This window comes from Paludisphaera mucosa (assembly GCF_029589435.1).
Lineage (GTDB): Bacteria > Planctomycetota > Planctomycetia > Isosphaerales > Isosphaeraceae > Paludisphaera > Paludisphaera mucosa.
In genome coordinates this window covers 3,212,003-3,237,374 of sequence record NZ_JARRAG010000002.1, presented here as the reverse complement: position 1 = coordinate 3,237,374, position 25,372 = coordinate 3,212,003, and the positions used below count along the sequence as shown (strand labels likewise).

Here is a 25,372-nt window from a genome sequence, read left to right as displayed (position 1 = left end):
CCGCCGCGGCCCGATCAAGCGGGGTCCTGCTCGATCCCCTGGATCTTGTCGCGGAGCCGCGCGGCGGCCTCGTAGTCCTCGGCGGCGACGGCCCGCTTGAGCTCGTTGCGGAGCTGGATCAGGGTGGTCTGCTGCTGGGTGTTGCGGGGGGCCCGCTTGGGGACCTTGCCGGAGTGCCGGGTGTCGCCGTGGATGCTCTCCAGAAGCGGCATCAGCTCGTCGCGGAAGACCTCGTAGTCGTAAGGGCAGCCCAGCCGGCCCGAGTTGCGGAACTCCAGGAAGGTGATCTGGCAGACCGGGCAGACCTGCTTGTCGGCCGCCGACGCCTCGCGCATCGAGCCCGGGGCCCCGGACGTCCCGGGCGCGGCGGCGAGCTTCGAGGCCAGCTCGCCCATCGTCTGGGTCTCGGCGGCCTCCTCGGGCGGGGCGAGGTGCTGGCGCGCGTGCTCGTCGCAGAAGTGGAACTCCTGATGCTTCCCCTTCTCGACCACGTCGGTGATGTGGAAGGTCGCCGGCTTCGCACACTTCTGGCATTTCATGGGTGGTTTCTCCGCCAGCTCCCGCAAGGCCGGCGACGGACCGTGGTCCGGGGGACTCCCGACGGGCGGGACTCCCGATTCGAGCGTGCGGCGCCCTCGCGATCTCATCTGCATCTTGCCGTATTTTTCATTCTAGTTGACCCCGGTGGGCTGTCAAGAAACCGGAATGCGGGCCGAAGCGCCCTCGGGGCCTCGCGAACCTCCCGCCGTCGCGACCGTCCGAGTCGGCGGCCGGCGCGGCGTCCTCGGTTCCCGGGCCGCCCGGCTTGCCGGGTTTGGTCCGGGCTGCTAACGTATTCACCAACACGCCTTACGGCCCCGGGACCCTGGACTCCGCCACCCGACATGAGCATCCATCGCCCTTCGTTCGAGGACTTCGCCGCCCTCGCCGGCACCGCGGCCTGCGTCCCGGTCTACCGTCAGCTCGTCGGCGACGACCTCACGCCCGTCTCGGCCTTCAGCCGGATCGAGCGGTCGGCGCCGTCCTTCCTGTTCGAGAGCGTCGTGGGCGGCGAGAAGGTCGGCCGCTACAGCTTCCTGGGGACCGAGCCCTTCCTGCGGTTCGAGGCCCGGGGCCGCGAGATCGTCGTCACCGACGCGGCCCATCCCGACGTCGAGTGCCGCTACCATTCCGACGACCCCTTCGGCGAGCTGCAGCACCTGGTCGAGTGCCACAGGGCCGCGCACGTCCCGGGGCTGCCGCGGTTCACCGGCGGGGCGGTCGGCTACGCCGCCTACGACGCCGTCCGCTACACCGAGAACCTGCCGAACGCCCCCGCCGACGACCGCAACCTGCCCGACCTCTCGTTCGCCTTCTTCGACCGCATGGTCCTCTTCGACCACATCCGCAAGACGGTGCTCGTGGTCGCCCAGGCCCAGCTGGATCCCGGCTGCGACCTGGAGGAAGTCTACCGTCGCGCCTGCGCCCGCGTCGACGAGCTGGTCGACCGCCTGGGGACGCCGGCCGCCGTCCTGCCGCTCCGCGACATCGACACCGCCGGCCCGGTCCGCCTCGCCCCCCGCTCCAACTTCACCCGCGAGGGCTACGAGGACGTCGTCCGCCGCTGCCAGGAGTATATCAAGGCCGGCGACGTCTTTCAGGTCGTCCCCAGCCAGCGGTTCGAGCTGAAGACGACGGCCAAGGCCTTCAACATCTACCGCGTGCTGCGGGTCGTGAACCCCAGCCCCTTCCTCTTCTACCTGACCTTCGACGACTTCCAGCTCATCGGCAGCTCGCCCGAGATCCTGGTCCGCGTCGAGGAAGGGCTGGTGACGATCCGCCCCCTCGCCGGCACCCGCCGCCGCGGCAAGGACGAGGCCGAGGACCGGGCCCTCGCCGAAGAGCTGCTGGCCGACCCCAAGGAGCGGGCCGAGCACATCATGCTCGTCGACCTGGGCCGGAACGACGTCGGCCGGGTGGCCGAGTACGACTCGGTGACGCTCTCCGACGTCATGAAGGTCGAGCGCTACTCCCACGTCATGCACATCACGTCGAACGTGACGGGGAGGCTCAAGGCGGGCAAGTCCGCGTTCGACGCCCTCCGCGCGGGCCTGCCGGCGGGGACCGTCTCGGGGGCCCCCAAGGTCCGGGCGATGGAGATCATCGACGAGATGGAGCCGACCAAACGCGGCCCGTACGCCGGGGCCGTCGGCTACATCGACTTCACCGGCAACATGGACACCTGCATCGCCCTGAGGACCCTGGTCCTCCGGGGCGACACCGCCTACATCCAGGCCGGCGGCGGCGTCGTCTACGACAGCGTCCCCGCCGACGAGTACGACGAGACCGTCAACAAGGCCAGCGGGCTCCTCAAGGCCATCGAGATCGCCGAGACCCAGCTCTGAGCGACCTCAGGTTCGGCTTCGATCCGGCTTCGTTATGGCTTCGCATCGGCTCCGTTCGCCGGTCGCAAGAATTGTGGTCTCGTTCTAAGTCCAATCCATTCGGGATTTTAAATCCAATTACGGCGGATAGGAATCGGCTTCGGTCGTCGTTTTGCGTGTGTTTTTTTTCAGGCCCTTCTTCCCCAGCCGGATCGGCGGCATCCCGCGGGGCCCTGAAGTTATTATGCGAGCGGAAGCTCGAATAGAGACGGCCGCCCGGTTCGCGCTCGTGAATCGGCGGGCCGGTCCCCATGCACGCCGTTCCGCGAGGGATCAACCGGACTGACCTTCGTGGGTCCCGAGGAGGTGCGTCGCCGCCGACGCGGAGCGCGTCGGCGAGCCCGCCCGGGGCCTGATGGCGGCCCCGGCGGCCGGCGCGACGTCAAAGGGTAGGTCGGAGCGTCCGGTCAGACGTTCGTCGGTGCGACGAACGAAGCCGCCTTGTGGAGGACGCGAGCCAGGCGCGACCGGCCGGCGTGGCTCACCATCCGGATGCGACCGGTGAGGCCGCGTCGGGCGGCGACCGGGCTGCGGCGGTTGACCAGGCGGGGGAACCAGCGACGGGCTTGCTGCGCGGCGTACGGCTCGGCCGCGGGCGGGACGGGCTTCGAGGCGGCCGGGCCTCGCCAGTCCCTCGCGGCGCCCGGAGCCAGGCCCGGGGGCGTGCGGAAGGCCTCGACGGCGGCGACGGAGGCCCGGGCCACGCGGTCGGGCAGGTAGCGGATCTCCTCGACGGCGGTTTCCGAGGCGCGGGTGACGCGCTCCTGCAGGTCGGCCACCTGTTCCGGCCGGACGGCCGCCGAGGCCAGGACCCACGAGGCCGCCGCGCAGCCCACCGAGCCGAGGAGCAGGGCGGGAGAGGCCGGCGAATGGAAGAACAGGCCGGTCAGCCCGTACATGCCGAGCGCCCCGGCCGCGACGGCGCACGTCGAGGAGACCCTGGTGGCGAAGGCGGCCGATCGCGTCGAAGTCGTGCTCATGAGCCGATTCCCCGGAATGTCGACGATCCCTCGTTCGGTGCGAGGACTGTTGGGTATTCGGACGCCGCGGGCGAATCTTCGATCGCGACTTCCCGGGAATTCTCATGCCCATTCGACGGCGTGTCCGAGACACGGCCTTCGGGCTTCCGCCGGCCGTACCAGAAGATCGGGAAGCAGAGCAGGTAGACGGCCGATCCGCAGATCCAGACGACGCTCGGGTAGGTCGTCTTGGTCCGCTCGTACAGGGTCGTGACCAGGATGGGGCCGGCGATCGTCGCCAGGCTCATGAGGCTGACGAGGGTGCCCTGCAACTCGCCCTGCTTGTCCTCGTCGACCTGCTGGGAGAGCAAGGCCTGGAGCGCGGGCATCGCGATGCCGCCGACCGCGAGGAGGATGCAGATCGCGAACGCCATCCAGCCCTGAGTCGCGAAGGCCATCAGCAGGAATCCCGCGTTGTCGGCGATCAGGGCCAGCAGCAAGGCCCCGCGCTCGCCCCATCGGGCGGTGAGCCTGCCGGTCAGGAACCCCTGGGAGCCCGCGTACAGGATGCCGAAGAAGGCGAAGCTCAGCCCGACCATGCGAGCGTCCCAGCGGAAGCGGTCCTCGCCGTAGAGGATCCAGAGCGACTGCGGGACCTGACCCACGCAGCAGATGATCACGTAGACGAGCACGAACGGCAGCACGCCGCGGAGCCCGAACACCCACCGCAGCGAGCGGAAGGGATTCAGGTGGGGCAGGGCGAACGCCTGTTTCTCCGGGTGGTGCGATTCCGACAGCACGAAGAGGCCGAGCAGGAAGTTCAGCCCGTTGAAGAGGGCCGCCGCCAGGAACGGGTAGCGGGGCGAATACGAGCCGACCAGCCCCCCCAGGATCGGCCCGACGACGAATCCCACGCCGAAGGCCGCGTTGAGGAAACCATAGCGTTTGGCGCGCTCCTCCTCGGTCGAGATGTCGGCGAGGTAGGCCGTGGCGACGGCCATGTTCGCGCCGGTGATCCCGGCGATCACCCGGCCGGCGTACAGGAGCGCGAGCGACGGGGCGAACGCCATCAGGGTGTAGTCGACCGCCGCCCCGGCGAGCGAGAGCAGCAGCACCGGCCGGCGGCCGAAGCGGTCGCTGAGCGCGCCCAGGATCGGCGAGAAGATGAATTGCATCAGCGCGTAGAGCGATAGGAAGTAGCCGAAGTGCCCCGCGACGTCCTCGCGCTGCGAGACCTCGCGCAGGAGGCTGGGCATGACGGGCATGACCAGGCCGATCCCGATCGCGTCGAGCGTGGCCGTGATCAGGATGACCAGGAGCGGGCGATTCATCGAGCCTCGTGCGATCACGCCGATACCTCGCGTCGAGATCGCCCCGCGAGCGGGGCGCAGCAGGATCCGTCCAACCGTCCGGACGGAGGACGGCCGTGCGAGGTTCGCGAAATCGCCGGGCCTGTCAAGCCGAGGCGGCCCGAGATCAGCCCCAGGTCCAGGAGCAGCGGTGGTCGCCGGCCCCCATCGGGAGGGTCCAGGAGAGTCGGCCGGCCTTGGGGTCGAACTCCGGCGCGGGCGAGTCGGGGGTGGACTGCCAGGGGCCGAGTTCCGTCAGGCCGGGGCAGGTGACGGCGACGTCGAGCGTGATCGGCGCCGTGAGCACGGCGTCGAAGGTCAGCCGGTGGACCGCGCCCCCCAGGGGGCGTTCCAGGCGATACGTGACGTCGCCGCAGGGGAACTTGCGCGAGACGCCGGTCTGGGGCCAGGATCCGGCCAGGACCGGGCGGATCTCAAGCCGGCGGGCGACCGCGTCGTATTCGAGGCCCGCCAGGTCGAGCATCGTCTCGATCATCATGGCGTGCAGGCCCCAGGCGGTCCCCCCCGGGGTCGTGGCGATCCGGGCCGATTCGTGCAGCCGGCCGCCGGACCGGAAGAGCAGGCCGAGGGGGCCGAGGCGTGTGAGGAGCGCGTCGATCATCGTGATGGCCCGCGTCCAGTGCCGACCCTGGCCCGATTCGCGGCCCAGCTCGATCAGGTAGCGGATCATCCAGAAGGTCGCCAGGCTGGAGATCTCGGGATGCTCGCCGACGTGGCCGGTGCGGGCCCTGACGACCGGCGGGTAGGACATCCGGGCGAGGACGTTGGGGTCGCCGCTGAGCGGCGTGTTGGCGCGGAGGATCGTCTCGGCCGTCTTCAGCAGATGGGGGTCGGTGGCGGGCAGCAGGTGGAACGGCGAGGCCAGGGCCAGGGTGTTGACGTCGACGGTGCCCGCACGATCGGCGACGAAGGTGGGGTTCTGGGTCCACAGGCCCCGCAGCATCGAGATACCCCTCCCGCTGAGGAAGCGGCCGGTCTCGGGGTCGATCAGGCCCGGCAGCCCCTCGCGTTCGGTCGCGACCGCCTTCATGACGCCGTCGTTCCAGATCCGGTCGGCGAGCGCGTTCCAGCGGTCGGCGGACTCGGTCCGATTCAGGCTCGCGGCCATCCGGGCCGCCGCGCGAAGGCCTGCGACGACCGCCGCGTTCGAATAGAGGAACCGGCCGTAGAGCTGGTCTCCCATGCCGGCGGAGCTGACCAGGTTCAGCGTCTCGTCGAAGAAGAGCCCGGGATGGCCCCCCGAGTCGCCGCCGCAGACGAGCGCGGCCTGCTCGACCATCGGCCAGACGCCGGCGACGAAGGCCAGGTCGCCGGTCGCGCGGTAGTAGCGCTCCAGGCCCCAGGGGATCAGCGCCGTCTGGTCGACCGCCGGCGTCTCCCACTCGGGCATGCCGTCGATCGAGTACTTCTGGAACCAGTAGAGGAACGGGCTGTTCCGGGCCCGGACCCGGTTGAGCCAGCCGAAGACGCCGCGGAGGATCTCGGGGTGGCCGAGCCGCGCCAGGGCGCCGCCGACCCAGATGGCGTCGCGGGGCCAGCAATAGGCGGAGAGCCCTCGGTCGAGCCCGGCCGCGACCGAGCCGGCGTCGATGTCGGCGTGGAGCGCCGCCGCCAGCGCCGAGCGGCGGAGGCTGACGGCGTAGGCGGCGCGCGGCAGGTGGAGCGTCGGGATCGGCTCGACGAAATCGTCCCACTCGCGGGCCGTGCTCTGCTCGACGGCGTCGAGGTCGGTCGAGCGGAACCAGTTCAGGGCCGGCCGCAGCCAGTGGACGAAGGTGCCCTGGTCGCCCCGCCAGCCCGTGAAGGCGCCGCTGACCAGCAGGTCGACGGTCACGGACTCGCCGGGCGGCAGCTCGATCCAGCGGTAGAGGATCGCCTCGTTGGGCCCGGTCGGCTCGCAGGCGACGTCGCCCCGGGGGTCGAGGGCGAGCGCGAACTCGACCGTCGCGTCGCGGGCCAGCTTGCGGTTCGAATGGCCGTGGCCGCGGTTGATCGCCAGCAGGGCCCGGTCCTGGTCGTGCCAGCTCAGGCCGGTGTCGCCCACGCCGCCGTTGACCTCGGCCTGGACGTAGACCCCGAAGATCGCCTGGCGGGTCTCCGGCCCCTCGTTCTTGATCCGGAACCGCTTGATGTACTGGCCCGGCGACTTCTCCATCCCCGCGTTGCTGGGGAGCGTGTCGCCCATCGCCACGAAGTCGGTGATGTGGACGCGGACCGGCCCCTGGCGCCAGGCCAGGTCGGTGGTCAGCAAGTTCGTGGCGCCCGAGTAGTTCTGGAAGGCGTCCCAGGCCGAACGCTCGGTGAACCAGTCGAGGCGGCGGCCGACCGCCAGGCCGCCGACGATCGCCCGGAAGTGCGAGCGGCTCTGGGGCAGGTCCCCTTCCTTCGGCCGGACGTTCGAGTGCAGGCCGACGGTGGGGAAGTAGACGTCGTAGGTCGATCCCCGGCCGTCCACCCGCACGGTCATGTGACGGTTGCCGACCAGCCCTTCGAGCGCGGGCGAGAGCAGGTCGGGGGCCTCGGTGCGGTCGGGCAGGTTGGGGCGGACGATCGAATCTTGATAGGCGCTATAGGCCGTCTCGGAGTCGCGATGCTCGGCGACCGAGCGGTAGTGGAGCCGGACGCCGACGGCCTGGGGCGGGATCGGCGCGTGCCAGTAGCTGTTGCCGGCCTTATTCTCGATCCAGAACGTGGGGATCCGGCCCAGGGCCAGGTCGTCGGCGTAAAGCTCGAGCCAGACGCGCTGGTCGGCCTCGATCGGGTGGGTGCCGACGACGGCGGCCGACCACATGCCTGCCCGGATGGGACCCGCGTTGCGACCCTTCGCCGCCGACTCGATCCACGTCGCCACCATGCCCGGATTGCCTCACATCGTCGTTTGCAGCATGTCGCGGGCGCGGGGGGAGGCGCGCGACGGGGCGATCGACGCCCTCGCGCGATCGCACCACGCGACATTCCGCCGACGTTTCTCGAATTCTCCGGTTTTCCAGGCCTCGCGCCAAGGGGACGCCGGGGGCCGGCTCGCGACATGCGAGGGCCTCGCCGTCGACCGAGCCCAGGGGCCGATCGTGAGGCCTAAGTCTCGTCACGGAGGCGGGAATCACGCAATCCCGGTTGAGGCGATCCGTCGGATCGTCTGCGATAATCGAGGTCGACGAGCGAATCTGCGTGGGGAACGACGCGTATTGGAGAGCAAGACGATGGGCTGGTTCGGAGCGAGTCGGGACGAGGTCTGGCGGACGTTGAGCGACGAGGCGGGGGCCGACTTCGTCGAAGGCGGTTTCTGGAAGCCCAGCAAGGTCCAGGCCCGGGTCGGCCCGTGGACGGTGACGCTCGACACCCACGCCGTCCACACGGGGCACGCCCACATCACCTACACCCGGATGCGGGCCCCGTTCGTCAATTCCGAGGGATTGAAGTTCACGATCTACCGCAAGGGCGTCTTCAGCGATCTGGGCAAATTCCTGGGCATGCAGGACATCGAGATCGGCGATTCCGAGTTCGACGACGCGTTCATCATCAAGGGGAACGACGAGACGAGGATTCAGAAGCTGTTCGATGACAAAAAGTTGCGCTCGCTCGCTCTGGCCCAGCCTACGCTCCGGCTGACGGTCAAGGACAGCGAGGGCTGGTTCGGCCCCGCCTTCCCCGAGGACGTCGACGAGCTGCACTTCCAGGTCGTCGGCGTGCTCAAGGAGGTGGACCGGCTCAAGGACCTGTTCGACCTGTTCGCCGCCGTGCTCGACCGCCTCTGCCGGATCGGCGCGGCCCAGGAGCGAGACCCCGGCGTCGCACTCTGATCTCCCCATCGAGACGGTACTCGGTACTCAGATGTGGTTAAGCGGAGGTCGACGTGTATCCATGCTGGAACGCCCGGGCGGTCGGGCTCGCGCTGACGGCGGAGGCGACGATCGCGCTCGCGGCCGAGGCCGGTTTCGAGGGCGTCGACCTGCTGGTCCGCGACGTCGTCGATTCGGGCGCCGACGCGGCCGAATTGCGACGCCGGATGGACGACCTGGGCCTGCGGGGAGGGGGCTGGACCCTCCCGATGAACTGGAAGAACGAGCCGGCCGCCTTCGAGGCCGACCTGGAGCGGCTGCCCCTCTACGCCGAGACGGCGGCGACGCTCGGCCTGTTCCGGACGGGAACCTGGGTGCGCTTCGAATCCGATCCGGTGGGTCTCGACAGCCTCGACGACGAGGAGCAACGCCGGCGGATGGTCGAGCGAACCACTGCGTGGCAGGCGGAACGCCTGGGTCGCATGGCGACGGTCCTGGCCGAGCACGGCACTCGGATCGGCCTGGAGATCATCGGCTCGCGCGCCGAGCGCACCGGGCGCGGGGTGCCGCTGATCGCGACCTATTCCGAGCTGCTCAGGGCGTTCGCCGATCTCCCCCGCGCGCACGCGAACATCGGCGTGCTCGCCGACGCATACCACCTGTATGCGGCCGGCGAATCGGCGGAGGCCGCGCTGGCCTGGGGCGTGGACGCGATCACCTGGGTCCACGTCGCCGACCCGGCGAACCCGGATCGGGCGTCGATGCGCGACGTCGAGCGGCTGCTCCCCGGCGAATCGCCCGTGGGGATCTGTCGCTCGCTTCTCGAAACGCTGGCGGGACGAGGCTACGACGGACCGGTCACGGCGGAGCCGCTGACGGAGAGCCGATCGTTCCCGTCGGCCGATCCCCTGGAAAGGGCGGGGATGACGCGGGAAGCCCTGCGCGGGGTCTGGCCGTCGCCGAGGACCACGGGATGACGCGCCGCGGAGCCGAGGCACGAAGCCGAGAGGACGTCCCGGCCCGGGTCCAGTCAGCCTGTCGTACGGAAAGGGAGAGCGGGGCGGAGAGGGCGGCTCGTCAGACGGCGACCTCTTCGACCTGGCGATTCGTCCGCTGCGGCGCGATCTCTTCGCGATACACGGGGACGTCGTGGGGCGCTTCGATCCCGATCCGGATCTGGTTGCGGTCGATCTTGACCACCGTCACCACGATGTTGTCGCCGATGACGATCTTCTCTCCCAGCTTCCTGCTTAGAACCAGCATGGTCTCGACTCCCGGATGTCGTCGTGCTCGTGTTGAAGGACCCCGTTGGGTCGCGTTTCGTAAAGATGTAAAGCACATCGCGCGCCGAGAGCTATTCTCAGGTGCATTTCGACGATGTTAAAGGCTTTGGCCGCGATGTTTTAGAAAAAAACTCAAGGTCCTTTGCGTCGGTCCGGCGTAGGACCTAGGACTGTCAACATGCTCACTCCTTCCGGAACGTGCTTGTAAAAACGGGAAGCCAGATATTCACTCAGGCCCCGGCGACCCGGATCGGTCGGAATCCCACGGCGTCGGCGGCGACGCACTGGTAGCGGACGCGGCCGCGCAAACCCTGGACGGCTGCGGACCACTGAGACTCCATGTGGAGATGCCCGTACAGGCAGTGGGTCACGCCGTGGCGTGCGAAACGCTCGATCCACGGGCCGGGCCGGCCGAAGGCGTCGAACGGCGGGAAGTGCCAGAGCAGGATGAGGGGCTGATCGGGACGTGAGCGGAGGAGGGCCGCGGCCGTGAGGGCGGCTTCGAGGCTGGCGAGGGCCTTCGCGACGGCCTTCTCGTCTTCGGGGGCGTCGGGGTCGTCGACGCGCGGGACGGCCGTCGAGCGCGCGCCGGCGATCACCAATCCGTCGACCAGCTCGGCCGTGCCGTCGACGGCCTTGAGCGAGGGCCTGAGCATGGGGCGGATCTTGGCGAGGCTGTTCCACCAACCGTCGTGATTCCCCGGCGCGAGGACCTTCCGGCCCGGGAGCTGGTCGAGCCAGCGGAGGTCGGGCTGGAGCTCGCGGTGGTTCCGCGCCATCGAGAGGTCGCCGGGCAGGAGCACGAGGTCGTCGCGGCCGACGACGGCGCGCCACTCGGCCTCGATCCTGGGGACGTGGTCGCGCCAGCGGTCCCCGTACCGCTCGCGGCCGTCGGGCCGGGCGAGCGAGAGGTGCAGGTCCGAGATGGCCCAGACCGTCATGCCCCGGTCGGCCGCGTCCGGGCCAGGTAGTCGCGGATGAACGGGTTGGTCCGACGCTCCGAGCCGATCGAGGTGACGCCGCCGTGCCCGGGGTAGACGCGGGCCTCGTCGGGCAGGGGGAGGAGCTTGGCGACGATGCCGGACATCAGCCGTTCCAGGTCCGCCGCCGAGTCGCGGCCGAAGTCGGTGCGGCCGATCGAGCCCGCGAAGAGGACGTCGCCCCCCAGCACGATCGGCGGGTCCTCGGCGTCGAGCACGTAGACGACCGAGCCGGGGCTGTGGCCGGGGACCTCGCGGACGAGCATCGAGAAGCCGGCCAGGTCGAGCCGATCGCCCTCGTCGACGAGACGGTCGGCGGGGGGGCTGAGGATCGGCTCGCCGAACGGCATGCTGAGGTTGCTCGCCGCGTCGGTGAGCATCGAGGCGTCGCCGCGGCCGATGATCAGGGGCGCGTCGGGGTGGGCTTCCTTGAGCGCGGCGTTGCCGGCGATGTGGTCGACGTGGCCGTGGGTGTTGAGGATCGCGGCCAGGGTCTTGCCGTCGTTCTGAAGCAGGTCGAGGATCGTCCTGGAGTCGAAGCCGGGGTCGACGACGATCGCATCGGAACGCCCCGGACGCCAGAGCACGTAGGCCATCTGGGCGAACGGCGCGGACTCGACGACGTCGATGGTGTATTCCGCCATGGCGGCCGGACTCCTTCGTTCCGTGGCTCGGACAATCATTTCCAACTTTGTTCGTACGTTGCTCTTGATGCGGGGCCGGCGGCTCGCCGATGATAGACGTCGGGGGATCGTCCGGCGACCGCAGATCATATCGCGAAACCGGGCGAAACGCGAGTCGCGGCGTCGGCCTGCGAATTGCGTGTTATATTCCTGGTGGGCCCGCGTAACGGTATGCGAGAGGGACGTCCGAGGGACGAGAGCCTTGTCTTTCGTCTCGTCGTCTGCGTCGGCGCGCACCGATCCGGGGACTCGCGGGCGTGGCGGCGGGCGTCGTCGGGATCGGGCGATGGGGTGCGGAATTCTTCCAGGGGGGATGCGGGATGATGCATCGGAATCGATCCGGAGGGCTGGCGGTGGCAAGTTCGCGACGCGTCCTCGTCGGGTCGCTGAAGAAACGCATCATCGCGTCGTCCCTGATCCTCTCGCTGTCGCTCGCGGCCGATTCGCCCAAGGGCGAAGAGCCGTCGGCGAAGGCGGCCGAAAAGCCCAAGGCCGGGGCGGACCGCCGCGTCGCACTTTCGGATGCGACGCCCCCGCCCCACACGGCCATGAAGCCCGACCTTTCGGCCAAGGGCCCCGCCAGGGCCGAGGCCGCCTCGATCGCGGCCGAGGCCCCCAGCGCCCGCGCCATCCGCACCATGACCGAATGCCAGGCCCGCTTCGATGCGGTGAAGGACTACACCTGCACGTTTTACAAGCGTGAACGCATCGACGGTAAGCTGTCGGACATGAACGTGATGAGCATGAAGATGCGGAACGCGCCCCACAGCGTATATTTCCGCTTCCATCAGCCCAACAAGGGCCGCGAGGCGATCTTCGTCGAGGGCCGCAACGGCGGCTACGTCCTGGCGCACGACGTGGGCTTCACCAAGCTGCTCGCCGGCACGATGAAGCTCGACCCCCACGGCAGCCGCGCCATGGAGAACTGCCGGCACCCCATCACGAAGGCCGGCGTCGGCAACCTCATCAAGACGGTCGTCGACCGCTGGACGGCCGAGTTGAACGATCGGGAGTCGATCGTCCTGTTCGACTCCAAGATCCGGCTCGGATCCGCCCCCTGCCTCCTGATCGAGGCCATCCACCCCGAGAAGAAGCCGGAGTTCTACTTCCACAAGGTCCGGCTGTTCATCGACGCCGAGATGGGCATCCCCGTCCGCTACGAGGCCTACGACTGGCCCAAGAAGACGGGCAAGGCCCCCGAGCTGCTCGAAGAGTACGCCTACGACGAGATCAAGCTCAACGTCGGCCTCGGCGAGGAAGACTTCGACGCCGGCAACCAGCTCTACTCGTTCGGCCGCTTCTGAGCCTGGGACCGGAAGTCGACAGCATCGGATCCTGCCTAACTAGGTGATCATCGGGGGGCGGCGTGGAATCCCACGGCCGCCCCCGGAAAGTTCATGGCCCGCCCACGCCGAGCCGATACTCGAGATGGCGACCGACCGTCGCCGCCGCGCTTCGGCCCTCGCCCCATCACGTCTCCGGCCCGAAGGGGAGCATGAGGGGCCGCCAAGCGACCTTGGCAGATAGGGTGGGGTTCGCTAGAATCCGGCCCGCTTCAAGGATGGCGAGCGGGTCGATCGCTGGACTCATATCTTCGCGATTTCGTACAGGCGACCGCGTTCTTGCACTTCTTCGCCGCGCCGTCGTGGGTTTAATGTTGCGTCAGGCCGCAGGCCGTTCCAGGGCCGGAACGGCGCCAGGCCTTCGATCGATCCGATCCATGGAAGGAGGCTCGATGAGCACGGTACCAACCTCCCCATTGCAGACTCGCGTGCACGTCCGCTGGATGATCCGCCGCGACATGCCCGAAGTCCTGGCCATCGAGCACGCGAGCTTCGAGTATCCCTGGTGCGAGGAAGAGTTCCTGCGGGTGCTCCGCCAGCGGAACTGCATCGGCATGGTGGCCGAGCAGGGCGAGCGGATCGTCGGCTTCATGATCTATGAGCTGCACCGCAACCGGATCCACGTCCTCGACTTCGCGACCCATCCCGAATTCCGCCGCCAGGGCGTGGGCCGGCAGATGATCGCGAAGCTGGTCAGCAAGCTCTCGACCCAGCGCCGGAACCGGATCGCGCTCCTGGTCCGCGAGACCAGCGTCGCGGCCCAGTTCTTCTATAAGGTGATGGGCTTCCGGGCGGTCGAGGTCATCCGCGAGCACTTCGCCGACACCGGCGAGGACGCCTACGGCATGCTCTATCACCTGGACGAGTCGATCCTGCAGCCGCCGGCGGCCGTCAACCGCATCGCCCGCCAGTACGGCGCCTGATCGCGGGCCGCGGGCTCCGAATCCGAATCACGTGAAGCCGGCGGCGTCGACCTGAAGGGGTCGACGCCGCCGGCTTCACTTTGTGGTTCAAGGGGCCCCCGCCGAGCGACGACTCGCGTCGGCGGTTGGCGGGGGGGATATAATGGACCGCGAGGACCAACATCGAATCCCCCCGGACGCACGGCCCATGACGAACGAAGCGACGGCGACGATCCCCGACCCGAGGCCCCCCGCGGCCCCGGGACTCTGGTTCGAGCAGGCCGCCGATCGGCTCGTCCGGGGCGGGATCGCGCTGGGGGTCGTTCGGGCCCTTCACCTGCTGGCGGCCGGCCGGAGCGGCTGGTCCGACCCGGCCCTGATCCTCGACGCCGCGTACGTCGGGGTTTTGCACGCCGTCGCCGGCCTGGCGCTGGCCACGCCGGTGCGTGCCGTCGGGGCCTGGCTCGACCTGCGGGCCCGCCAAGGGGCCGCTCGAATCGGCGTCATCGAACACCCCTCCGTCGCCGTCGTCCCCTCGGCCCCCGCATACGAGCCCGTCGCCGTCCCCGCCGCCGTCGACCCGCTCGCCGAGATCCGGCGGCTGATCCACGAGGGCGAGTGGGAGGCCGCGGACCAGCGGGCCCGCGAGGTCGCCGCCGAACGGGCCGACGACCCCGGCGTCGCGGCGGTCGTCGCGGAGCTGGAACACGCCCGACGCGAGGCCGGCGACCGCTGGCGAGGCCAACTCCAGGCCGCACGCGAGGTCAACGACCCGACCCGGGTCCTGGAGCTGTACGAAGAGGCGCCCCGGGTGCTCGACGACGAGGCGCGCTATGAGCTGGACCGGGACCTCGCGAAGTGGTTCCTCGACCACGTCCATCGCCGGCTCCGGTCGGGCATCTTGCAGATGGACGTGGTGTCGCTGGTGGACCGGGTCTCGGAGACGTTCGGGCACACGAAGGAGGGGGCGAGCCTCCGCGCCGCCTTGCCGACCCTCCGCCGGGGCGCGGGGTTGTGCGGACGCTGCGGCAAGCCTTACACCGGCTTCGCCAGCGCCTGCCCGGAGTGCCTCGGCGCCCCCGAGCCGCCGCCCCCGTTCATCCCCGAGCTGGAGCCGGTCGACGAGATCGAGACCGTCGCGACCGACGACGCCGAACCGAGCTGGTTCCTCGATCCCGACGAAGGCCCCAACGCCAACGGCCGGCCTCCGTCGTGATGGGATGGGCAAATCGCGACGCGGCTGCGCCTCGGATTGGACCGGCGCGCGTCGGAAAAGATAGAATCAACCGAGTATCCGAGATGCGCCGTCGGGAACCCGGCCCCGCGCAGGTTGACGAGGCCGGGAACGTCGGCTAGGCATACGTATCGGATTCGATCGCGCGCAGAAAACCGGGCCCTGAAAGGAACCGACCATGTCCCGCCGACTCGCTCTGGTCTGGGCGGCCTTGCTCTTATGCTGGGCGGGGCCGATGGCCCACGCCCAATCCGCCCTGCCCAGCAGCGTGGTGCCGTCTCGCACCGCGTTGTCGCGGCTGGGGCTGGAGCGGCAGTGGATCACCGTCGCGCCGGTCGCCGGCTCGGAGCGGATCCTGCGGATCAGCCGGGGCCAGGACCTGCTGTTCGTCCAGACCGACCATGCCCTGCTGCACGTCTTCGAAGCCGAGACCGGCCGGCCGCTCTGGTCGGCCCAGATCGGCGAGCAGTCGCCGACCGCCCTGCCGATCTCGCAGAACTCGTACGCGGTGTTCGCCACCTGCGCCAACATCCTGACCGCGCTCGATCGCAACACGGGGCGGGTGATCTGGCAGACCAACCTGGACGTCCTGCCCTCCAGCGGCACGACGGCCGACGACGACCACCTGCTGATCGGCCTCGAGAACGGCATGACCCGGTGCTACAGCCTGAAGCAGGACCACCCCAAGGGCGCCTCCACGCTCCGCACCAAGCCGGCCATGCTGTGGAACGTCGGCACCGGCGGGCCGATCCGCACCCGGCCCCTGATCGCCGGCCGCATCGCCTGCTTCGGCAGCAGCGACGGCAAGGTGTACGTCAACATGACGCACGAGCCGACTTCGCTCTACCGCATCAGCACCGGCGGGCCCATCGCCAGCGAGCTGGGGACCCACGGCACGCGGACGCTGCTGATCCCGTCGGCCGACGACAGCCTGTACGCGGTCGACGTCCTGACCTCGAAGATCGCCTGGACCTTCCCCTCCGGGGCCCCCATCGATCAGGCGCCGGTCGTCGCGCAGGACGAGATCTTCGTCATCAACGAGTCGGGCGGCCTGAGCGTCATCGACCCCAAGAACGGCTCGCCCCGCTGGACCACGGCGACCGACTCGGGCAAGCTGCTGGGCGCGAGCCCGACCAAGGTCTACCTGCTCTCCGGGGACAACGACCTGATGGTCGTCGCCCGCGACACGGGCAAGGTGCTGCTCGACCCCGCCGCGACCTTCCAGCGCGCCGGGCTCAACCTGCGGGACTTCGAGCTGTCGTTCCCCGAGCACCACGACGACCGCCTGTACCTGGCGACGCCGTCGGGCGTGCTGGTGTGCCTCCGCGAGATCGGCGCGACCAAGCCGCGGCTGCTCCGCGATCCCAACGCCAAGCCCTTCGGCTACGTCCCGCCCGAGGGCATCAAGGACCTGCCGAACCCGTTCAACGAGGTCCCGGCCGACCCGAACGGCGCGCCGGCGGACCCCAACGCCGCGCCCGCCGAGCCCGACGCCGCGCCGGCGGACCCCAACGCCGCCAAGGCCCCGCAGCCCTGACGCCCGGGATCGCCGATGGTTCCTCAGACGACGGGCGGGGCGTCGCCGGACGCCTCCCCGTCGTCTTCGATTTCCCTCACCCGATCCGGCACCGAGAGCAAGATGGCGAAACCTGAGACTCAGGAAGGCTGGGCGACGATCCGTCGCGCGGTCCTCAGCGTATCCGACAAGCGGGGCCTGGTCGAGCTGGCGAACGCGCTCGGCGATGCGGGCGTGGAGCTGATCGCGAGCGGAGGCACACGCTTCGCCATCGCGCAGACCGGCCTGCCGGTGGTCGAGGTCGCGGAATACACCGGCCAGCCCGAGATGCTCGACGGCCGGGTCAAGACCCTGCACCCCCGGATCCACGGCGGCATCCTCGCCCGCCGCGACGTCCCCGAGCACATGGAAGCCCTCTCCGAAGCCGGCATGGAGCCGATCGACCTGGTGGTCGTCAACCTCTATCCCTTCGAACAGACGATCGCCCGGCCCGACTGCACGTTCGAGCACGCCGTCGAGAACATCGACATCGGCGGGCCCTCGCTGATCCGCGGCGCGGCCAAGAATCACGACGGAGTCGCCGTGCTGACCGACCCCGACCAGTACGAGGCCTTCCTCGCCGAGTTCCGCGAGTCCGGCGGCGTGACCCTGGCGACCCGCAAGCGGCTGGCCCGCCAGGCGTTCGCCCTGACCGGATCCTACGACCGCGCGATCGCCGCCTACCTTGAGAAGCAGGAGCACGCCGGCGCGGCCGCGGCTTCGGCCGGCGCTGCCGAGCCGCCGCCGGCGCTCGACCTCCGGCTGCCGCGGAAGCAGACCCTCCGCTACGGCGAGAATCCGCATCAGCAGGCCGCGCTCTACGTCGACCCCACGGCCGTCGGCCCCAACCTGGCGACCGCGCGGATCCTCCACGGCAAGGAGCTGTCGTACAACAACCTGCTCGACCTCGACAGCGCCCTGCGGCTCGTCAAGCTGTTCGAAGGCCCGGCCGCGTGCATCCTCAAGCACAACAACCCCTGCGGCGCGGCGATCGCCGACGACCTGGCCACGGCCTTCGAGGCGGCCTACGAGGGCGACCCCGTCAGCGCCTTCGGCGGGATCGTCGGCGTCAACCGCCGCGTCGACCGGGCGACGGCCGAGCTGATGTGCAAGCCGGGCCGCTTCCTGGAGGCGATCCTGGCCCCGGGCTTCGACGCCGACGCCCTGGAACTCCTGACCACGAAGCCGACCTGGAAGAACAGCGTCCGGCTCGTCGACCTGGAGTCCCCGATCGGCCCGGCGACGGCGGCGCCGTCCGGTTGGGACCTGCGGCGGATCGAGGGGGGTCTGCTCGCCCAGGGCTGGGACGAGCAGCAGCCCGACCCGACCGCGGGCGAGGTGAAGACGAAGCGGGCGCCGACGCCCGACGAGCTGCGCGACCTGGACTTCGCCTGGAAGATCTGCGCGATGGTCAAGTCGAACGCGATCGTGGTGGTCAAGGGGGGCCGCTTGCTGGGCGTGGGCGCCGGCCAGATGAGCCGGCTGGACTCGGTCCGGATCGCCGTGGAGAAGGGGGGGGCCGGGGCGCGCGGCGGCGTGCTGGCGTCCGACGCCTTCTTCCCGTTCCGCGACGGCCCCGACCTCGCCGCCGCCGCAGGGATCACGGCGATCATCCAGCCCGGAGGCTCGAAGCGCGACGCCGTGACGGTCGCGGCGTGCGACGAGCACGACATGGCGATGATCTTCACCGGGCGTCGCCACTTCCGGCATTGATCGCGGACGCCCGGGGCTTGCCCTCGCGCGGGCCCTTTCCTTACAACCAAGGGGGCGGGAGCCGACGGGCGTTTCCGCGGCCGTCGCTTCGCACCCGTCCCACGCGCCCGCGAGGAGCACCATGTTGACGCTGCGGCCCCAGGACCTGGACATCGCGTCGCTCGGCCCCTGCCTGATCCCCTCGCCCCTGATCCGGCTCCAGGACGACGGATTCATCGCGGATTCGAGCCGGATCCGCCTTGAGCACCGGGTCGGGCCGGGGGTCGACAAGCTCGCGGCGTTCACCCTGGAAGAGGCCGGCCCGCGCCGCGACATCTTCTTCGACCCCGCGAAGACGTGCGCGGCGGTCGTGACGTGCGGCGGGCTCTCGCCGGGCCTCAACAACGTCATCCGTTCGGTCTATTCCGAGCTGTCGTACAACTACGAGGTCCCGCGGATCCTGGGCGTCCGCGACGGCTACATGGGCCTCAATCCGATCGCCGGCCAGCCGCTCGTCGAGATGACGCCGGGCTTCGTCGACCACATCCACGACCTGGGCGGGACCGTGCTGGGCTCGTCGCGCGGCCCGCAGGAGCCGGCCGTCATCGTCGATACGTTGGTCCGCGAGTCGATCGACGTCCTCTTCTGCGTCGGCGGCGACGGCACGCAGCGCGGGGCGCTCGGCATCGCCGAGGAGGTCCGCCGTCGGGGCCTCAAGAAGGCGATCGTCGGCATCCCCAAGACGATCGACAACGACATCGAATTCGTCTACACCTCGTTCGGCTACTACACCGCCCTCGAGAAGGCCCAGGAGGTGCTCCGCGGCGGCCACGTCGAGGCCCGCTGCGCCCCCAACGGGATCGGCCTGGTCAAGCTCATGGGCCGCCACGCCGGCTACATCGCCGCCGGCGCGGCGCTCGCCAGCCAGGACGCGAACTTCGTCCTCATCCCCGAGATCCCCTTCCAGCTGGAAGGCGAGGGGGGCTTCCTCGAAGCGCTGGAGCGGCGGATCCTCCACAAGAACCACGCGCTCGTGGTCGTCGCCGAAGGGGCCGGGCAGGACCTGTTCGACGCCGACTCCGTCGGGCGCGACGCCTCCGGCAACGCCCGCCTCCAGGACATCGGTCTTTTCCTCCGGGAGAAGATCCTCGCCTACTTCCGGTCGCGCGCGATCGAGGTCAACCTCAAGTACATCGACCCCAGCTATTTCATCAGGTCGGTGCCGGCGAACCCGTCGGATCGGATCCTCAGCGACCAGATGGCGCGCATGGCCGTCCACGCCGGGATGGCCGGAAAGACCGACCTGCTCATCGGCTCCATGCACAACGAGCTGATCCACGTCCCGATCGCCACGGCGGTCGCGCGACGGAAATGCCTGGACACCCGCAGCGACCTTTGGACCGCCGTCATGCGCGCGACGGGCCAGCCCAACTGGTGAGGCCGCGAGCCTTCGCGGGGCCCATGCTCAACGCATGTGCCCGCCGCTGAACCCCCCGCCGCCGGCGGCTCCGCCCATCCCACCGCCGCCCATCCCACCGCCGCCCATGCCGCCGCCGCCCATACCTCCGCCGCCCATGGCGCCGCCCATGCCTCCGCCGCTGCCGAAGCTCCCGCCGCCGAAGCTCCCTCCACCCATGCCGGCGCCGCCCATGCCGCCGCCGAAGCCGCCTCCCAGATTGGTGGCGCCGAGGCCTCCGCCGCCGCGCATGCCGCCGAAGCCGCCGATGTTGCCGCCGCCGAAGCCGCCGTCGCCTCGCATCCCGTTGAGGCCGAAGCTGCCGGTCCCGCCCATCCCGCCGTTATTGTAGGTGCCGCCGCCGAAGCCGCCGCCGTTGATCAGGCCCCCGGGCTGGCGGACGCCGCCGGTGAAGCCCGAGCCCAGCCCGCCTGCGCCGAGGTTCCCGCCGGCGAGGGAGCTTTGCCGCATCCCGCCAGCGAAGGTGGGGTCGTAGCCGCCGGCCCCGCGCATTATGGCCGCACCATTGAAGCCGCCGAGGCCGTTCATGCTGGGGGCCGGGGCGCTGTGGAGCTGAGGGGCGAAGCCCTGGGAGCCCGCGTTGGCCATCGCCGGGTTCGCATGGGCCGCCGCTCCACCGCGCATCCCGCCGTTCCAGGCGGAGCCCCCGGCCGCGGAGTTCGCGAGATTCGCCGCCCCGGAGTGCATCGATCCGAGTGAGGAACCGTGACCCGCCGCGTTGTTCGTGAACGCCGGCCGCGCCGCCTCGTGGCGTTGCATCGTCGTCGGCGCGACGCCGTTGTAGGCGTGGTTCCAGGTCGCGGCCCGCTCGACGCCCGGGCTGGTGCGCATCGAGCCGCCGGAAATCGCCGCACGCGCATCGGCCGACGCGCCGGACGCGTGGCGTTCGGCGAGCGAGGCGAATGGCCGCGAGGCCGGCGGCGGCTGCACGCCGACGCTCCGCATCCCGCCCAGACCTCGCGAGGCCAGGTCTATCGGGCCCTGCCGCATCGACCCGTGCGAGGCGAGCTGGCTCCCCGCGCCGGCGCCCGGTTGGTTGATCCCGGAGCCGGGCCGGTGGTTCATGTTCGGTTTGCCGTCGGCCGGGTCGCGTCGTCCGCTGTTCTGGAAGGGATACGCTCCCGCCCAGAGGCCGGAGTTCCCGCCCCAGATGAGCCCGGGGAAGCCGAAGCCGCCGAAACCCAAACCGCCGAAGCCGAGACCGCCGAAGCCCCCGTAGCCCAGGCCGCCCCAACCGAGACCACCCAGGCCGAAACCGCCCCAGCCCGAGGTCCAGTTCGGGAAGCCGATGTTCAGGCCGAAGGCCGGGAAGGTGCCGATGGCCGGCCCGCTCCAGCCGTAGCTCCCCCAGTTGAACCCGGGCCAGGTGCCCAGGGCCATGCCGCTCCAGTTCGCCCCGCCCCCGCCCCAGCCATAGCCGTTCATCCCCCAGCCGGGGTAGCCCCACCCCCAGCCGCCGCCCCAGAGGCCCATGTTCCCGAACAGCGGGTAGCCGGCCATGATCGGCAGGAGCCCGTTGCCGAAGCCGTAATAGGGCAACCCCAGGCCGTACGCCAAAGCGCCCGGATACCCGCCGCCGTAGGGATAGATCGACCTGTAATTGTAGTCGAGGGCGGAGGCGTAGTACGGGTAGCCGAACCCGCCGTAGGACGGGTAGTCGAGATAGCCGTAGTACGGGTCGAGCCGGCCGTAGTCGGCGAAGGCGAAGAAGCGGCCATCGCCATCGTAGCTGACGCCGGGATAGCCGTCGTACAGGGCCGTCGACCGTCCGAACGCGCCGTAGAGCTGGCCGTAAAGCTCGGGCGAGACGACCGTGTAGGGCCGGTACGTCAGGACCTCGCCGTCGCGGACCTCGCGGGCGATCTCGGCGGGGGCGAACAGGACCCCGCGCTCTTCCAGCGGGCGGTCCCAGTAGCCTTCCTGGAAGATCCAGCCTTCCGGCTGCCGCGTCCAGCTCGCGGGGACCCACGACCAGCCCGGCTTGGCGTCGGCCCAGAACCCCTTGCGCCAGGCGAGCCCCTCGTTCAGGGGGACGTGCTGGCCGGGCACGTAGAAGCAGTTCGCCTTGGGCGGCGCGCCGGGGTCGTCGGCGGGGCGCTCGGCGGGAGGGCCGTCCTTGCGGTAGGCGACGCGGTCGGTCGCCCGATCGCTCCAGAATCCGGGCGTCCGCCGCCAGCCGTCCTCGCCGCGCTTCCAGAGGCCGTTGACCCAGAAACGCCCCGGCGGCGAGACCCGCCACACGCCCGTCACCCAGACGAACTGGTTGCGCGGGGCTGACCATTCCCAGTAGCCCTCGATCCAGCGGGCCTCGCTGTTGGGCGATTCCGCGGCGGGACGCTCGACGACCGGCGGGGGCGGAGACTTGGGCACGAGGGTCGGCTCGACGTCGCGCCTCGGCGACAGGAAGGCCTCGTGCAGCGGCCCGTCCGACATCGGCCTGAGGTCGGCTGCCGCCGTGGACGTCTTGGGACGGGTCGTCGGCTCGTCGGCTTGCAGGGGCGCGAGGCCGAAGCCCGTCGGCAGCGCGAGGAGGATGGCGAGACGCGTGACGAGGCCCGGGGTGCGGCTCATGTCGATGACTCCTCGCTGCGAGATCCGGCCGCGGTCGACGGGGAAGGACCCCCTCGCCGTCGCTCATCCACGATTATACGACCGTCGACCCCGTCCACGCTCCGAGGAAATTCCGACGACGCCTTCGTTCTCGGCTCGGCGGCCGGGATTTTACCCTTGTTGACGGTGGGTTTTCGTCCTACCATTCCTGGCGTTACGCCACGCGACGAGCCCAGGACGCGAGCACGACCCGGGGGCGCATGAAAGCCGAACTGATCCCCGACAACGGCGACCCCCCGATCACGATCACGCGCGACGTGACGGTCGTGGGCCGCCGCGACGCCGACGTGGTCATCGACCACCCCAGCATGTCGAAACGGCACTGCGTGCTCGTCAAGACCGACGGCCTGCTCGTGATTCGCGACCTGATCACCACCAACGGCACGAAGGTGAAGGGGCAGAAGATCCGCTGGGCCGCCCTCCTGCCGGGCGACCGCATCGCCTTCGGCGGCTACAAGCTGCGGGTCTACCTGGGGCCGGACGACGCCATGGCACCGTCCGAACTCTACCTCAGGCGCGCCGGCAAGGTCGCCGAGCTGAAGCAGGCCAAGGAGGCGCTCCGCGAGGCCGACCCCAAGCAGCCTCAACGCTTCGGCTCGTTCGCCGCCCCGTCGCTCGAAGACATGCCCAGCAGCGCCTCGTTCGACGACCTCGCCCCGCCCCCCTCCGGCGAGTCGAGCGCCGGCCACGCCTTCGTCGACGACGACTCGATCATCGACCTCGACTGACCGTCCCGGAAGGCTAAAACGCGGGCCTTTCGACGCCTTCCCCCCTCGCGGGGGAAGGCAGACCCCGCAGGGGTCGGATGAGGGGGAGGACGCGCGGCGACGCGTTGGAATTTACCAGCAGGTCGGATGTTAGGGCGACGGCTTCCGTGCTCGTCTCCCCCTCATCCGGCCCTTCGGGCCACCTTCCCCCGCGAGGGGGGAAGGACGTCGTTGGGCTTGTTGGCGCCCTTTGGGACAACTCTCACCGTCGCCCCGTCCCGATGAGCCTGCTATCATCGCGGGTCCCGGGCCTGTCCGCCCGGGGAGGGAGCGACCCCATGGCCGGCTGGATCTCGCGGAGCGCCGTTTTCGTCGGATGCTGGATCGTCGCCGTTTCGGTCGGCGCGGCCGAGCCGGCGGACCGTATCGAACTCGACGAGAGGACGCGGGCCCGCTGCCTGGTGATCCTGCGCGAGGGGCTGGACTCGGCCGAGTTCTGGCCGTCGATGCACGCGGCCGAGGCGCTTTCGGCCGAGGGCCTCGGCGACGAGGTCCGCGGGGCGCTCGGGCCGAAGCTGGCGGGCGAGCGCGACGCGCAGCATCGTTGCGGCCTGGCCCGCGAGCTGGCCCGCGCCGGCGACCTCGCGGCGGTTCGCGTGCTCCACGAGGTCCTGGCCAGTCCCGACGCTTACGGTCACGCCCACGCCTGCGAGAGCCTGTTCAAGGTGGGGGAAATCGGCGACGGCGTGCTCCTTCGTCGTGCGATGGCGGCGCGGGAATTCTCGCTGGAATCGCTGATGGCGGCCGCGGCGCTCGCTCGGTGGGGGAATCCGAAAGCGTTCACCGTGCTCCGAGCGGCGACGCGTCTCGACGACGAGGTCAACGCCCGCACCGCCGCCTGGATCCTGGCGCGGGTCGGCGACTCTTCCGACCTGCCTGCGCTGCGGGCCGGCCGAGATCGATTCTCGGCCCCGCTCACCCGCACCTACTTCGAGCACGCCCTGGCCGCCCTGGGCGACGACGAAGGGGGAGAGGCCCTCGTCCGCAACATGGCCCACGAAGCCGCGGCGGTCCGCGTGCAGGCCGCCGAGTTCGCCCACGTTGCGCGGTCGACCGGGGTGAAAGAACCTCTGCGGGGACTGCTGGCCGACCCTGTCCTCGACGTCCGCATCCGCGCCGCGGACGCGCTCCTGAGACTGGCGCGGCCGGGGCCCGCCGGGCGCGGCGACGAGTTCGCGGTCGACGTCTTCCCGGCCGACGAGGCGCATCCTCGCTACAGCGAGGGTTCCGTGGTCGTTCTGCGGGACGGACGGCTCCTCTATGCGACGACGGAGTTCGACGCCAGCTCCTCCGATTTCGCGAAGGCCCGGATCGTCGCCGTCGAGTCGCTCGACGAGGGCCGGACCTGGGGCCCGAAGCGCGTCCTCCAGGAGAACGTCGGCGGCATGAACGTGATGTCGGCGACCCTCCGGCGGCTGCAGCCGGGCGCGAGCCGCGAAGGGCCGATCGGATTCCTCTTCCTGAGGAAGAACTCGCACTCGGACCTCCACGCCTTCTTGCGGATCTCCGAGGACGAGGGGGCGACGTTCGGCCCGCCCGTCCAGGTCACGACGATCCCCGGCTATCACGTCGTGAACAACGACCGGTTGACCGTCCAGTCGACGGGCCGGCTGGTCGTCCCGGCGGCGTCGGCGGCCGACGTCGTGAAGAGCGACCATTTCGCCGCGTCGTGCTTCCTGTCGGACGACCGGGGGAAGACCTGGCGCCGGAGCCGGACGGCCGTCGACTACGCGAAACGAGGCGCGATGGAGCCCGAAGTCTTGGAGTTGGAAAACGGGCGGCTCCTGATGCACTTCCGCACCCAACTCGGCCATGTCGCCGTCAGCGAGTCGGCCGACGGCGGCGAGACCTGGTCGGAGGCGAACTCCTGGGGCGTGTCAGCCCCCGAGGCTCCCGCCACGCTGAGGCGGATCCCCTCGACGGGCGACCTCCTGCTCACCTGGAACAACTCCGTCCGCGTCGGCGCGGATCACGGCGGCCGGCGCACGCCGCTGACGGCGGCCGTCTCGGCCGACGAGGGGAAGACGTGGTCGCGGCCGGTCTCGATCGAGCCGGACCCGAGCCAGACGTACGCGTACACGAGCGTCGCATTCCACCGCGGGCGGGCGTTGCTGACGTATTACGTCGGCCCCGACTCGGGAGATCGGCTGTCTTCGCGCTTCCGTTCCATCCCGATCGCCCGGTTCTACTCGCGGGTCGGGGGGGAATGAAAAACCGGACGCGCGACGACCGAGTGTGGTCGTCGCCGTCCGGCGGGATGCGGGGGGTTGTGGCTGTGGCGGGCGTGGCGGCTCCCGTCGCGTCGGGGCCGCCGG

At 70.3% G+C, this 25,372-nt stretch carries 18 protein-coding genes and 1 pseudogene; 11 read left to right on the top strand and 8 right to left on the bottom strand.

Annotated features, from left to right (window positions below; genetic code table 11):
- Nucleotides 1-14: 14 nt before the first annotated feature.
- Nucleotides 15-539 (bottom strand): UvrB/UvrC motif-containing protein, encoded by a 525-nt coding sequence (locus PZE19_RS22160; protein WP_277862780.1) that lies wholly within the window; start codon nt 537-539, stop codon nt 15-17.
- Nucleotides 540-884: 345 nt separating this feature from the next.
- Between PZE19_RS22160 and trpE the strand changes: the two genes are divergently transcribed.
- On the top strand, nt 885-2,384 hold the full coding sequence (gene trpE / locus PZE19_RS22155) for an anthranilate synthase component I (RefSeq protein ID WP_277862779.1): 1,500 nt from the start codon (nt 885-887) through the stop codon (nt 2,382-2,384).
- Nucleotides 2,385-2,830: 446 nt separating this feature from the next.
- On the opposite strand, the gene PZE19_RS22150 is transcribed toward trpE, so the two are convergent.
- The 3 genes and pseudogenes from PZE19_RS22150 to PZE19_RS22140 all read right to left on the bottom strand — a co-directional run bounded on the left by PZE19_RS22150 (nt 2,831) and on the right by PZE19_RS22140 (nt 7,606).
- Nucleotides 2,831-3,403 carry a hypothetical protein gene (locus PZE19_RS22150; RefSeq protein ID WP_277862778.1) on the bottom strand — a complete coding sequence of 191 codons (573 nt, stop codon included), beginning with the start codon at nt 3,401-3,403 and terminating at the stop codon, nt 2,831-2,833.
- A 125-nt stretch (nt 3,404-3,528) separates the two neighbouring features.
- Nucleotides 3,529-4,713 (bottom strand): annotated as a pseudogene (gene tet / locus PZE19_RS22145) (Tet(A)/Tet(B)/Tet(C) family tetracycline efflux MFS transporter); the annotation flags it as partial.
- Between the two features lie 145 nt (nt 4,714-4,858).
- Entirely contained in the window at nt 4,859-7,606 is a 2,748-nt protein-coding gene (locus PZE19_RS22140; protein ID WP_277862777.1) for a glycoside hydrolase family 15 protein, read from the bottom strand.
- Between the two features lie 346 nt (nt 7,607-7,952).
- Between PZE19_RS22140 and PZE19_RS22135 the strand changes: the two genes are divergently transcribed.
- Nucleotides 7,953-8,552, top strand: a complete 600-nt coding sequence (locus tag PZE19_RS22135) for a DUF3137 domain-containing protein (protein WP_277862776.1) — start codon at nt 7,953-7,955, stop codon at nt 8,550-8,552.
- A gap of 53 nt (nt 8,553-8,605) precedes the next feature.
- Nucleotides 8,606-9,508 (top strand): sugar phosphate isomerase/epimerase family protein, encoded by a 903-nt coding sequence (locus PZE19_RS22130; RefSeq protein ID WP_277862775.1) that lies wholly within the window; start codon nt 8,606-8,608, stop codon nt 9,506-9,508.
- A gap of 100 nt (nt 9,509-9,608) precedes the next feature.
- On the opposite strand, the gene csrA is transcribed toward PZE19_RS22130, so the two are convergent.
- From csrA to PZE19_RS22115, 3 genes are all read right to left on the bottom strand, one after another.
- Nucleotides 9,609-9,794 carry a carbon storage regulator CsrA gene (gene csrA, locus PZE19_RS22125; RefSeq protein WP_277862774.1) on the bottom strand — a complete coding sequence of 62 codons (186 nt, stop codon included), beginning with the start codon at nt 9,792-9,794 and terminating at the stop codon, nt 9,609-9,611.
- Between the two features lie 250 nt (nt 9,795-10,044).
- The gene (locus PZE19_RS22120) at nt 10,045-10,755 is read right to left on the bottom strand and encodes a metallophosphoesterase (RefSeq protein WP_277862773.1); all 711 of its coding nucleotides are present in this window, start codon (nt 10,753-10,755) and stop codon (nt 10,045-10,047) included.
- Nucleotides 10,752-11,438 carry an MBL fold metallo-hydrolase gene (locus PZE19_RS22115; RefSeq protein ID WP_277862772.1) on the bottom strand — a complete coding sequence of 229 codons (687 nt, stop codon included), beginning with the start codon at nt 11,436-11,438 and terminating at the stop codon, nt 10,752-10,754. The genes PZE19_RS22120 and PZE19_RS22115 overlap by 4 nt, the downstream gene beginning before the upstream one ends.
- Nucleotides 11,439-11,830: 392 nt before the next feature.
- Here PZE19_RS22115 and PZE19_RS22110 point away from each other — a divergent pair, with 392 nt between their 5' ends.
- The 6 genes from PZE19_RS22110 to PZE19_RS22085 all read left to right on the top strand — a co-directional run bounded on the left by PZE19_RS22110 (nt 11,831) and on the right by PZE19_RS22085 (nt 19,641).
- Nucleotides 11,831-12,781, top strand: coding sequence for a DUF1571 domain-containing protein (locus PZE19_RS22110; RefSeq protein WP_277862771.1), 951 nt, complete (start codon nt 11,831-11,833; stop codon nt 12,779-12,781).
- 431 nt (nt 12,782-13,212) lie between these two features.
- On the top strand, nt 13,213-13,743 hold the full coding sequence (gene rimI, locus PZE19_RS22105) for a ribosomal protein S18-alanine N-acetyltransferase (protein WP_277862770.1): 531 nt from the start codon (nt 13,213-13,215) through the stop codon (nt 13,741-13,743).
- A gap of 187 nt (nt 13,744-13,930) precedes the next feature.
- Nucleotides 13,931-14,938, top strand: a complete 1,008-nt coding sequence (locus tag PZE19_RS22100; RefSeq protein ID WP_277862769.1) for a hypothetical protein — start codon at nt 13,931-13,933, stop codon at nt 14,936-14,938.
- A 196-nt stretch (nt 14,939-15,134) separates the two neighbouring features.
- The gene (locus PZE19_RS22095; protein WP_277862768.1) at nt 15,135-16,493 is read left to right on the top strand and encodes an outer membrane protein assembly factor BamB family protein; all 1,359 of its coding nucleotides are present in this window, start codon (nt 15,135-15,137) and stop codon (nt 16,491-16,493) included.
- 102 nt (nt 16,494-16,595) lie between these two features.
- The gene (gene purH, locus PZE19_RS22090; RefSeq protein WP_277862767.1) at nt 16,596-18,224 is read left to right on the top strand and encodes a bifunctional phosphoribosylaminoimidazolecarboxamide formyltransferase/IMP cyclohydrolase; all 1,629 of its coding nucleotides are present in this window, start codon (nt 16,596-16,598) and stop codon (nt 18,222-18,224) included.
- Nucleotides 18,225-18,345: 121 nt separating this feature from the next.
- The gene (locus PZE19_RS22085) at nt 18,346-19,641 is read left to right on the top strand and encodes an ATP-dependent 6-phosphofructokinase (RefSeq protein ID WP_277862766.1); all 1,296 of its coding nucleotides are present in this window, start codon (nt 18,346-18,348) and stop codon (nt 19,639-19,641) included.
- A 27-nt stretch (nt 19,642-19,668) separates the two neighbouring features.
- Here PZE19_RS22085 and PZE19_RS22080 read toward each other — a convergent pair whose 3' ends face one another.
- A complete protein-coding gene (locus PZE19_RS22080) occupies nt 19,669-22,251 on the bottom strand; it encodes a hypothetical protein (protein ID WP_277862765.1) in 2,583 nt (860 codons plus the stop codon).
- A 239-nt stretch (nt 22,252-22,490) separates the two neighbouring features.
- On the opposite strand from PZE19_RS22080, the gene PZE19_RS22075 reads away from it, so the two are divergent.
- Nucleotides 22,491-23,018, top strand: coding sequence for an FHA domain-containing protein (locus PZE19_RS22075; protein WP_277862764.1), 528 nt, complete (start codon nt 22,491-22,493; stop codon nt 23,016-23,018).
- A gap of 317 nt (nt 23,019-23,335) precedes the next feature.
- Nucleotides 23,336-25,267 (top strand): exo-alpha-sialidase, encoded by a 1,932-nt coding sequence (locus tag PZE19_RS22070; protein ID WP_277862763.1) that lies wholly within the window; start codon nt 23,336-23,338, stop codon nt 25,265-25,267.
- Nucleotides 25,268-25,372: the final 105 nt, after the last annotated feature.